Origin of the sequence: Lysinibacillus sp. LK3, from assembly GCF_001043675.1 — a bacterium.
Taxonomy (GTDB): domain Bacteria; phylum Bacillota; class Bacilli; order Bacillales_A; family Planococcaceae; genus Lysinibacillus; species Lysinibacillus capsici.
Window position 1 is genome coordinate 410,555 of record NZ_LDUJ01000014.1, and the last position, 12,050, is coordinate 422,604.

The 12,050-nt window shown below is 40.1% G+C and carries 9 protein-coding genes; all 9 read left to right on the plus strand.

Translation table 11 applies throughout. The features are described 5' to 3' along the window. Positions 1-308 precede the first annotated feature (308 nt). The 9 genes from ilvB to VK91_RS10010 all read left to right on the plus strand — a co-directional run bounded on the left by ilvB (position 309) and on the right by VK91_RS10010 (position 11,965). Complete coding sequence (ilvB, locus tag VK91_RS09970; protein ID WP_048392385.1) at positions 309-2,075, plus strand: biosynthetic-type acetolactate synthase large subunit; 1,767 nt, start codon at positions 309-311, stop codon at positions 2,073-2,075. Beyond that, positions 2,072-2,587 (plus strand): acetolactate synthase small subunit, encoded by a 516-nt coding sequence (gene ilvN / locus VK91_RS09975; protein WP_016991907.1) that lies wholly within the window; start codon positions 2,072-2,074, stop codon positions 2,585-2,587. Before ilvB ends, ilvN begins: the two co-directional genes overlap by 4 nt. Before the next feature lie 86 nt (positions 2,588-2,673). Then, positions 2,674-3,708 (plus strand): ketol-acid reductoisomerase, encoded by a 1,035-nt coding sequence (gene ilvC, locus VK91_RS09980; RefSeq protein WP_016991908.1) that lies wholly within the window; start codon positions 2,674-2,676, stop codon positions 3,706-3,708. Continuing rightward, positions 3,695-5,230, plus strand: coding sequence for a 2-isopropylmalate synthase (locus VK91_RS09985; RefSeq protein WP_048392386.1), 1,536 nt, complete (start codon positions 3,695-3,697; stop codon positions 5,228-5,230). The genes ilvC and VK91_RS09985 overlap by 14 nt, the downstream gene beginning before the upstream one ends. A gap of 184 nt (positions 5,231-5,414) precedes the next feature. Further along, positions 5,415-6,515 carry a 3-isopropylmalate dehydrogenase gene (gene leuB, locus VK91_RS09990; protein WP_004231422.1) on the plus strand — a complete coding sequence of 367 codons (1,101 nt, stop codon included), beginning with the start codon at positions 5,415-5,417 and terminating at the stop codon, positions 6,513-6,515. Between the two features lie 17 nt (positions 6,516-6,532). Continuing rightward, positions 6,533-7,942, plus strand: coding sequence for a 3-isopropylmalate dehydratase large subunit (gene leuC, locus VK91_RS09995; RefSeq protein WP_048392387.1), 1,410 nt, complete (start codon positions 6,533-6,535; stop codon positions 7,940-7,942). A 33-nt stretch (positions 7,943-7,975) separates the two neighbouring features. Then, the gene (leuD, locus tag VK91_RS10000) at positions 7,976-8,566 is read left to right on the plus strand and encodes a 3-isopropylmalate dehydratase small subunit (RefSeq protein WP_048392388.1); all 591 of its coding nucleotides are present in this window, start codon (positions 7,976-7,978) and stop codon (positions 8,564-8,566) included. Between the two features lie 407 nt (positions 8,567-8,973). Then, a complete protein-coding gene (gene rbsK, locus VK91_RS10005; protein ID WP_048392389.1) occupies positions 8,974-9,858 on the plus strand; it encodes a ribokinase in 885 nt (294 codons plus the stop codon). A 256-nt stretch (positions 9,859-10,114) separates the two neighbouring features. Further along, the gene (locus tag VK91_RS10010; protein ID WP_048392390.1) at positions 10,115-11,965 is read left to right on the plus strand and encodes a dynamin family protein; all 1,851 of its coding nucleotides are present in this window, start codon (positions 10,115-10,117) and stop codon (positions 11,963-11,965) included. Positions 11,966-12,050: the final 85 nt, after the last annotated feature.

Here is a 12,050-nt window from a genome sequence, read left to right on the forward strand (position 1 = left end):
AATGAATAAATGTTTTATGGCACTATATTGGATGCGATGTCTTTCGCATTGGTGCATAAATGCAGTCATTTATTCGCGAGGTAGCAATTATTTGCTATAAAAAAGGGTGGTACCATGGAAAGTCTTTTTCATCCCTACGTAAGGTAGTTCTTTGCGTGTGGAGAAAAAGGCTTTTTATTATTTTCACGATGCAATTGAACAGCCTCTCAACGAAAAGGATGAGAGGAATAGTCAATCCAGCTATTGACACTTCACTAATCTACAACACTGATGTGTGAGTTTGAAAGAAATGAAGGAGGCATAATTTGATGAGTGCGAATGTTTCAATCAATGAACAAGAACAATTAGCTACAACAGCAACAGCTGAACAAACCTATCAAGCGAAGGACGGTGCAGATGTATTAGTGCAGGCATTGCACGATCAAGGGGTTGAAATTGTCTTTGGCTATCCAGGAGGAGCCGTATTACAAATTTATGATGCGATGTATAAAAACCCAATTCGCCATATTTTAACAAGACATGAACAGGGTGCTATTCATGCGGCGGAAGGCTATGCTCGTGTTTCAGGTAAAACGGGCGTTGTTATTGCCACAAGTGGACCTGGTGCAACAAACCTTGTAACAGGTATTGCGGATGCCATGATCGACTCTATTCCATTGGTTGTTTTTACAGGACAGGTTGCGACATCTGTGATCGGAACAGATGCTTTCCAAGAAGCCGATATTATGGGGATTACAACACCGATTACAAAGCACAACTATCAGGTGCAGGATGTCAATGATATTCCCCGCATTGTGAAGGAAGCTTTCCATATCGCTAGCACAGGTCGTAAGGGACCAGTTGTCGTGGATTTCCCAAAAAACGTTTCCCAAATGTTGTTTGATGTAGAGAATCCACCGCAAGCACCTGATGAAATTTATTTACCAGGCTATCAGCCAACATATAAACCAAATTATTTACAAGTCCAAAAGGCGATTCAAGCCATTTCATTGGCAAAAAACCCAATCATCTTAGCGGGTGCAGGTGTTCTTTTTGCAGATGCACGTCAGGAATTAACGACTTTCGCAGAAAAATATCGTATTCCAGTAACGAATACATTGCTAGGATTGGGCTCCATCCATGGTGAACATGACTTATTCCTTGGGATGGCTGGGATGCATGGTACAGCTACAGCAAATACAGCGATCACAAAATCGGATTTATTACTCAATATTGGGGCACGATTTGATGATCGTCTAACAGGTAATCTAGCTACATTTGCACCAAATGCAACGATTATCCATATCGATATTGATCCTGCTGAAATTGGCAAAAATGTACCGACAGATATTCCAATTGTTGCTGATGCCAAGGAGGCTTTAAAAGCACTATTGAAAAAGGATTTCCAAGGTCCTGATACAGCCGATTGGTTAGCTTATTTAAGGAATCATGCGATGGAATATCCATTATGGTATTGCAAGGATACAAATACGCAAGAAATCCTACCACAAGAGGCATTGCAATTAGTGCACAAGGTAACTGAAGGTAATGCCATTGTGACGACAGATGTTGGGCAGCATCAAATGTGGGCAGCGCAATATTATCATTTAAATAATGATCATTCATGGGTAACGTCTGGTGGACTTGGTACGATGGGCTTCGGCTTCCCGGCCGCAATTGGCGCCCAATTTGCGAAGCCAGACAAAAAAGTTATTTCGATTGTAGGAGATGCAGGATTCCAAATGACGGCACAGGAGCTATCCATCCTACAGGAATTTAACTTACCAGTAAAAATAGTGATTTTGAATAATAGCTGTCTTGGCATGGTGCGTCAATGGCAACAAACATTCTATGAAGAGCGCTATTCATCATCACTTATGCCGATCCAACCAGATTTTGTTAAGTTAGCTGATGCTTATAACATTAAAGGTTATCGTATTAACACAATCGATGAAGCAAAGTCTATTTTCCGTGAGGCACTGCTGTCTGATGAGCCAGTATTAATTGACTGTCGAGTGAAACAGCTTGAATGTGTTTACCCAATGGTAGCACCTGGCACAGGCTTACATGAAATGATTGGGGTGAAAAAAAATTGAAGCGAGTAATTACCGTAACTGTGATTAACCAAAGTGGTGTATTAAACCGTTTGACAGGTTTATTGATGAAGCGTCAGTTCAATATTGAATCGATTACAGTAGGTCATACGGAGCAACCGAATTTTTCAAAGATGACCTTCGTTGTCAATATAGAGGACGAACGCAAAATTGAGCAACTAGTGAAACAGCTATCCAAGCAAATTGATGTGTTAAAGGTCAATGACATTACCGATAAATCGATTGTTCTGCGAGAGCTAGCACTAGTAAAGGTGATTTCCCCACCAAATTTACGTTTGGAAATGAATTCAATTGTTGAACCGTTCCGCGCCCAAATTATTGATACAGCCAAAAATGTTGTGACGTATCAAGTAGTAGGGCATCCAGAGAAGATTGATGCCTTTATCGAACTCATTCGACCATATGGCATTAAAGAACTTACACGTACAGGGGCAACTGCCTCCGTTCGTGAAACACAAAAAGTCTCAAACCCGCAGCTCTCTATTTTAAAATAGTTTGCATATAAAAATGAATAGCTTTATAGACAGAGCAAGTATCTAAAGCTATAAAAAACAAAACATATTCTAGGAGGAAATTAACAATGGCTACAATGTACTATGAGCAAAATATCAACGAGGACGTATTAAAAGGAAAGAAAATCGCAATTATCGGTTACGGTTCACAAGGTCATGCACATGCTTTAAACCTTAAAGAATCAGGTTTTGACGTGGTAGTAGGGGTTCGTCCAGGTGGATCCTTCGATGCGGCAAAAGCAGATGGTATTGACGTGAAAACAGTGGCTGAAGCAGCACAAGAAGCAGATGTTATCCAAATTCTACTACCAGATGAGCGCCAAAAAGCAGTTTATGAAGCGGAAATTGCGCCACATTTACAAGCTGGTAAAGCATTGATGTTTGCACACGGCTTCAATATCCATTTCGGTCAAATTACACCACCAGCAGACGTTGACGTATTTTTAGTAGCACCAAAAGGACCAGGACATCTAGTTCGTCGTCAATTCCAAGAAGGTGCTGGGGTACCAGGACTATTCGCTATTCACCAAGATGCTACAGGCCAAGCAAAAGATTTAGCACTTGCGTATGGTAAAGGAATCGGTGCTGCACGTGGTGGGCTTCTTGAAACAACATTCAAAGAAGAAACAGAGACAGATTTATTCGGTGAACAAGCGGTACTTTGTGGTGGTGCAACACAACTAGTAAGAGCAGGATTCGAAACATTAGTAGAAGCTGGTTATCAACCAGAATTAGCCTACTTTGAAACACTACATGAACTTAAATTAATTGTTGACCTAATGTTTGAGGGCGGTATGGCAACAATGCGCTACTCAGTTTCAGATACAGCAGAGTGGGGAGATTATGTTGCAGGACCACGCATTATCGATGAGTCTGTAAAAGCTCGTATGAAAGACGTATTAACAGATATCCAAGATGGTACATTTGCTCGTCGTTGGATTCAAGAAAATGAAAATGGTCGTCCAGAATATACAAAATTCAAAGAAGCTGGTGCGAACCATCAAATCGAAGAAGTAGGCGCAAAACTACGTGCTATGATGCCATTCATCAACGAAGGTAAAGAAAAAGTTGTGAGAGAAGTGGCGACAAGTGCGAAAAATTGATATTTTCGATACTACGCTTCGCGATGGTGAACAATCTGCTGGGATCAACTTAAACACAGCCGAGAAGATTGAAATTGCCAAACAATTAGAGCGCCTTGGTGTGACAATTATAGAAGCAGGATTTCCTGCTTCGTCACCTGGTGACTTTGATGCAGTCCATCGCATTGCAGGTACAGTAAAAAATTCCATTGTGACGGGGCTAGCTCGCTGTATCCAAAAGGATATTGATGCTACATGGGAAGCGATAAAAGTAGCACAACAGCCACATATTCACATTTTTCTAGCCACATCACCTATTCATATGGAATACAAATTAAAAAAATCCCCTGAGCAAGTGGTGGAGCAAGCGGTAGAGGCTGTTAAATACGCTAAAAAGTACTTCCCACTTGTACAATGGTCTGCCGAGGATGCATTCCGCTCTGATCGTGAATTTTTAGTGCGAATTATGAACGAAGTGGTTGCTGCTGGTGCAACAACGATTAATGTTCCAGACACTGTAGGGTATGCATCCCCGCAAGAATATGGTGCATTATTTAAGTTCCTACTGGAAAATGTCAAAGGTGCTGACAAAGTGAAATTCTCTGCCCATTGTCATGATGATTTAGGGATGGCAACAGCTAACACGATTGCCGCAATAGAAAATGGTGCTGCACAAGTCGAAGGAACAATCAATGGTATCGGCGAACGCGCAGGTAATGTGGCACTCGAGGAAATTGCTGTAGCACTTCATATTCGCAAGGATATTTATCAGGTGCAAACGGGCATTCAGTTGCAAGAAATTAAACGTACGTCTCAATTAGTCAGTAAATTGACAAATGTTGTGATTCAGCCAAATAAAGCGATTGTAGGAAGAAATGCATTTGCACACGAATCGGGCATCCATCAAGACGGTGTCTTAAAAAATCCAGAAACCTATGAAATTATTTCACCTGCTTTAATCGGCGAAGGCGAAATTCCATTAGTTCTCGGGAAACATTCTGGTCGTGCAGCCTTCCGTGATCGTGCGGAAACAATGGGCTTCCATCTTTCTGATGAAAAGTTGAACAAAGCATTTGTGGAATTTAAAAAATTGGCTGATCGTAAAAAAGAAATTACAGAGGAAGATTTACTTACTCTTCTTACTGAGCAACAAGTTCAAGTAGAAGATGTACCACTCTTTGAGTTGAAAATGGTGCAGGTGCAATATGGTACTGAAAATATTCCTACAGCTACAGCCATTGTGCTTACACCTGAGGGACTAGAAAAAACCGTTGTAGCTACTGGCTCTGGTTCAGTAGAAGCGATTTTTAATACACTGGAGCAACTTGTACCTGGAGCTGTACATGTCATTGATTACCGTGTGACATCGGTTGGCAAAGGACGAGATGCACTGGGTGAAGCGGTTATTAATATTCGCTATGATGAGGTTTCGACTACAGGCCGTAATTCCTCTCAAGATGTTTTAGAAGCATCGGCAAAAGCTTATTTAAATGCTATTAACCGTCATTTAATTCAAGCAAGCCTTCGCGCACATCCTGTATAGGTTTCTGAGGTAGTGAATTGTATGAAGTACCATTCACAAGTCGGATGCAATGATGTCATGGCGTATTGTATCAATTAACCAAAAATTACGCTTAGACGTAATGACTACGCTCACCTCGATAAAAGGTAGGTGAGCGTCTTTACTAAATTAGCGAATACGCTATACAAAGAAAGGTGTTTTGACGATGGAGAGAAAAATTACAGTACTTCCCGGTGATGGAATTGGGCCAGAGGTTGTTGCTTCTGCTGTACGTGTATTACAGGTGATTGGTAAACGATTTAATCATACATTTCATTTAGGATATGCAACAATTGGTGGTGCTGCGATTGACCAGCATAATAATCCATTACCTGATGAAACAATCGAGATGTGTGAAAATAGTGATGCGATTTTATTAGGAGCTGTAGGTGGTCCAAAGTGGGATCAAAACCCTCCTGAATTGCGCCCAGAGAAAGGGTTACTACGAATTCGGAAACACTTCGATTTATTTGCCAATCTACGTCCAGTAAAGGCGTTCCCGAGTTTACTAGATGCTTCACCATTAAAGCGTGAAGTGGCTGAAAACGTTGATTTAATGATTGTACGTGAACTAACAGGCGGCGTATACTTCGGGGAACCACGTATGCGTACTGAAAATGGCGCAATTGATACAACGGTTTACTCTAAAGCAGAGGTAGAGCGTATCGTTGAAAATGCCTTTGAACTAGCACGTTTACGTGGTGGCAAATTATGCTCTGTTGACAAGGCGAATGTGCTTGAAACAAGTCGCTTATGGCGTGAAGTTGTAGAAGCAAAGAAAAAAGAGTATCCAGATGTAATCGTAGAACATAACCTAGTAGACTCTGTCGCAATGAAACTTATTACAAATCCTGGACACTATGATGTAGTCGTTACTGAAAATATGTTTGGTGATATTTTAAGTGATGAAGCATCTGTTATTACTGGTTCTCTAGGTGTTTTACCATCCGCATCCATTCGTGGTGATAATTTTGGCTTATATGAACCAGTACATGGCTCCGCACCAGAAATTGCAGGGCAAGGTGTAGCAAATCCTGCTGCAACCATTTTATCCGTAGCGATGATGCTGCAATATTCATTTGGCTTAAAAGAAGAAGCAGCAGAAATTGAACGCGCGGTAAGTGCAGTATTTGATGATGGCTACTTTACAGCAGATCTTGCTCGTGACGGCAGTCGTATTTTATCAACTAATGAATGGACAGATAAGGTAATTAACGAAATTGATACTAGCTTTGTATCACAAAGTATTATGACAACATATATTTAAAGAAATAGGTGAAGACAATGGGTAAAAATATAATTGAAAAGATTTGGGATAAACATGTTGTTTATCAGGAAGAGGGCAAACCGGACCTGTTATATATTGATCTTCATTTAATTCATGAAGTAACATCTCCGCAAGCTTTTGAAGGGTTACGCATGAACGGACGTAAAGTGCGTCGTCCTGATTTAAGCTTTGCGACAATGGATCATAACGTACCAACAAAAAATTTACCAACTATCCATGATCCCATTGCGCGCAATCAAATCGAAACATTAGCTAAAAATGCTGAGGAATTTGGCGTTGAGTTAGCAGGCATGGGTCACCCTGACCAAGGGATTGTCCATGTGATTGGGCCAGAGCTTGGATTAACACAGCCTGGTAAAACCATTGTTTGTGGTGATTCTCATACATCGACTCACGGTGCCTTTGGGGCCATTGCATTTGGTATTGGAACATCTGAAGTGGAGCATGTATTATCGACGCAAACATTATGGCAAAATAAGCCGAAAACGATGGAGATTCGTGTTGAAGGGGAGCTACCAGTTGGGGTAGCGGCAAAGGATATTATTCTAGCCATCATTGCCAAGTTCGGAATAGGTGTTGGTACAGGACATATTGTGGAATTCACTGGAGAGGCTATCCACAAACTATCTATGGAAGAACGCATGACGATTTGTAATATGTCAATTGAGGCAGGCGCAAAAGCAGGGCTTATCTCACCTGATCAAACAACAGTCGATTATATTCGTGGACGCAAATATGCACCGCAGGGAGAAAAATTGGAAGAAGCAGCCGCTTACTGGTTAAGTCTTGCTTCAGACGAAGATGCAACGTACGATACGGTTCGTATTATAAAAGCTGAAGAAATTGAACCAATCATTACGTGGGGAACAAACCCATCGATGGGTACTGGTGTTTCTGGGCATGTTCCAACACAAGCAGATTATGAGGATGAATCAGACAAGGCGGCACTTCAAAAAGCACTTGCCTATATGGGCTTAGAGGAAGGCCAGCCATTAACATCCATTGACATCCAGCATGTCTTCATTGGCTCCTGTACAAACTCACGCATTAGTGATTTGCGTGCAGCTGCTGATGTCATCAAAGGGCGTAAGGTGCATGACAAGGTCACAGCCATCGTTGTCCCAGGCTCACATACAACGAAAAAACAAGCAGAGGCAGAAGGTTTAGATAAAATATTTATGGATGCAGGCTTTGAATGGCGAGAATCTGGTTGCTCGATGTGTCTTGCGATGAATGATGACGTCGTACCAGCTGGAGAACGCTGTGCCTCTACCTCAAACCGCAACTTTGAAGGACGTCAGGGCGCTGGAGCTCGTACACATTTAGTGTCACCACCAATGGCAGCAGCCGCTGCGATTGCAGGTCACTTCGTCGATGTACGTGAATTTGTGAAGGAAACAGTGTAAGTCTTGCTTTACTCGGGAAGGGATGATTGAAAAATGGAACCAATTAATATCGTAAATAGTGTCATCACACCACTTGATCGAAAAAATGTTGATACCGATCAAATTATTTCAAAAGAATTTCTAAAACGTATTGAGCGCACAGGTTTTGGACAGTTTTTATTTTACCATTGGCGTTTCGATGCACAAGGGAATGAAATAGCTGACTTTGTATTAAATAAACCTGAATTTAAAGAATCTAAAATTCTAGTGGCGCAAGATAATTTCGGCTGTGGCTCCTCTCGTGAACATGCACCATGGGCAATTTTAGATTACGGTTTTAACGTTGTGATTGCACCTTCTTTTGCAGATATTTTCCATAATAACTGCTTCAAAAACGGTATCTTACCGATTAAGCTAACAGAATCGGAATGTGATGCTATTTTAGCAAAAGGCTTAGCAAAGCCCTATAGTATGGAAGTAAATCTTGCAGAGCAAACCGTAACAGGGGAAGATGGTACAGTCTATCATTTTACAATTGACCCATACTATAAAGAAACGTTACTGAATGGCTGGGATGAAATCGCCTTAACCTTTAAATATGAGGACCACATTGCCGCATATGAGGCGAAGCGAGTAGCCTATTAATTGATATGACTGAAGACAAGTTTTATGTTGTCTTCAGTTTTTTTGTGTTTGTAGTGCATTTCCTATATGAAATTATTTATAATAAAGGAAACATCAAATGCGAAGGTGGCACTATGTTATCATTATAATAATATTTGTATATTAAAGGACAAATCCAGCCAGTTTTTGAAAGCGTCATCTGAAGCATTGCTTCGCATAACAGGAAGATAGCCTGAGTGACTAGATCGTTTTCATTTAACGAGTAAAAGAAGCTCGTATCGATTTACAGTAAGTGAAAGAATTTAGGGCATCCCTAAAACAGTCGATAGGTTTTTAGTTTATACGAATTTTTATATTGTTTGCTACTGAAATGATACTACTCATTTCAGTTGTTTTTTGTTTGATCAAAAGATGAAAGGTGGAATTTCATGATTACAGTTATAGGAAGTTTAAATATGGATTTAGTTGTACAAATGAATGCTTTTCCAAAGCAGGGGGAAACCATTCTAGGTAACTCGTTTCAAACAGTTCCAGGAGGAAAAGGGGCTAATCAAGCAGTTGCCGCAGCTCGTCTTGGCAGTGAGGTGGCGATGGTTGGCTGTTTAGGGAATGATCATTTTGGTGAGACATTACATGCCGCTTTACAGCAAGAGCAGATTCAGACAAACGCCATTGTAAAAAGCACCACTGCTCCTACAGGCATTGCTAATATACTTATTTACAATAACGATAATCGAATTGTTGTCGTACCTGGAGCTAATTATGACCTAAGCATATCCCATCTTGAAGCTTCAAAAGAGTTGATACAAAAAAGTCACTTGGTAATTATACAGCTTGAAATCCCTAAAGAGACGACAGCCCATGCCATTCATTTATGTAAAGAAGCGGGTGTTCCGGTACTGTTAAACCCTGCTCCAGCAGCCAATTTTGATGTGCAGTGGATGGACGATATTACCTATTTAACACCTAACGAGACAGAATGTGCTGAAATTTTTAACGAGCCTGTGGAACAAGTTTTAGAAAAATATCCTAATAAATTAATCGTGACGCTAGGAAGTGATGGTGCACGTTATTTCGATGGCTCCTATCCAATTCATGTTCCAGGTTATATGACAACAGTCGTGGATACAACGGGCGCAGGTGATACCTTTAATGGTGCTTTAGCCTATGCTTTAGTAGAAGGGCAATCGTTGGATGAGGCTGTATATTTTGCTAATATCGCTGCTTCCTTATCTGTAGAGAAACTAGGTGCCCAAGGTGGAATGCCATTACTTGGAGCTGTTTATGCACGTATGGCTGGTTTGGAGGGATAGGACAAAGGTCAGCTATTCAGCAACCTTAGAGAGAAATCTCCAAGCCTAATACTTCTAAACTCATAGCTGGGACTATTCCCTTTAGTCTGTGTAGCAATCATATATGAAGCAGACAGGAAATAGGTGTAAGGATGAATTCCTATTTGTCGTATAAACGTATAAGTATATTGTCCTCTTTTCATCAATCCATGTATTAGAAAAGCCATAGTTTCATTTATAATGGTCTTATAGATACATACGAAAAGAGGTTTTGAGGATGACGAACATTGACAATACGCCAATCGAAAATACAACCTCAGCGAATAATATTTTGCCGCAATTTGTTGACCAACTACGACACTTGTATGGCATCATCGTCCAAAATACATATGTGAAAGATACAGCAAAACATTTAAATCGAATCATTCAAGATGCCAATAACCAGACGATGATTTTAATAGTTGGAAAAGAGCGGGTGGGCAAAACAACACTTGTGAATGGACTTCTAGGACGCGAAATATTATCGGTAGATGATCAGCATCCAACAAGTGTAAATACGTTTATACGCTACGGCGAGCAAGAAGAGATTAAAGCTTATTTTTTAGATGGTGTTGTCGCTGTATTTGATCTCAGTAAATTAGAGCTACTAACAACTGGCGATACGTTTGCTTCCCAGATTTTACGTGAACACTTAGATTATCTAGAAGTCTATTTGAAAAATGATTTATTAAAATCCGTGACAATAATTGATTCTGTGTCATTAGAAGCAGGCGGAGGAGAAATGGCTTATTTTTCAGAGGCGCTTATGAACCGTGTTGATGAAATTTTCTGGGTGTTACGCGCTGGTTCAATGGCAATGGATGCTGAACTTCTCTTGATTGAAACGTTAAAGAATAAAGGTGTTGAACCTTTATGTGTCATCAACGGCATCGATGATGAGGAACATGCCACAGCATTTATGGACTCTGAACAACAACGTATTGGTCATTTGATGAGTGATTTTATAGGGATTTCAGCAATTAATGCACTAGTAGCCAAACAAACAGACAGTCATGAGCTTTGGCAAAAAAGTCAGTATGATCAATTAATTGCTCACATTCATCGTGTGGCTGAAAATAGTGATAAAAAAACATATGCCATCCTAATTCGCTTCTTACAATGGCTTGAACGATTCCGCTTCGAATTAACTGTAATTCCACAACGAGATCCATTTCAATCTGCTGTAGAGAATATTGAAAAATACGCAGGCGATACCCAATATGAATATTCTCGCTATCAACGTGACTTAGCAATTGTCAAAGAATATGAGCAAGAATATGAACAGGTAGCGAACACGTTTAAACAGGTTCAAACACTGTATCAGCTATTACAAACGATAGCGCAACATGATTATTTACACGATTCCAAGGTGGAAGAATTTACTGAAATTGCTGTGCACTATCAACAAATGTTGCGTGAATACCGCAACATGCACAGTGAGTATTTACGCGAATATGAGCGTTTAGATGCACAACATAAAAAAATTCATGGTAAAGGTCTTATGAAAGCTTTCTTTGGCCAACATACGCAAAATGAATTTTTCAAAGAGCGTGTTCAAAAACTCAATGAGCAGCAAGAGGTTTGTGTCGCCCAATATGCCAAGGTACAACAAGCAGAGGTTTCAATGCTACAGGCGATTCGAGATACCCAGCCTTTTTTGATTGACTTAGTGAAAGTACGCATGAGCCGTATTGAACAAAAGGTACAGAAACTAAATCAACAGCGTGCAAAAGATAAGCGTCAGTTAAAGCGCTATGCTGAAAAATTAAATGAATTTTCTTGCTTAATCGAAGCACAGGGTTATATAAAAGAGCATCTTCAACCATTTTTAATGAATGAGCAAATGCCGTTGAAATCGAAGGATATTGCCATGCTTGAGGAAACTGTGCAGGCTATTTTAGCCATTGATTTATCAAACAATGGCTTACTCGCAAGAAGTCAAATGAATAATAAAATGGAAAGTATTGCAATACCTTTTGAGGTGCAAGAAAAATATCCCCTGCAAATGCTTGACTTAAGGGAAGAAGATGTAAAATCAAATGATATACCCGAAATACCTAAAAAATTAGTTGTACAATATGAAGATTAGGTTTTCACCAAACGTTCTAAAAGTAGCATGCTTTTAGAACGTTTTCTTTATGATATGAAACAAATCATTCCAGTTTTACGTATAA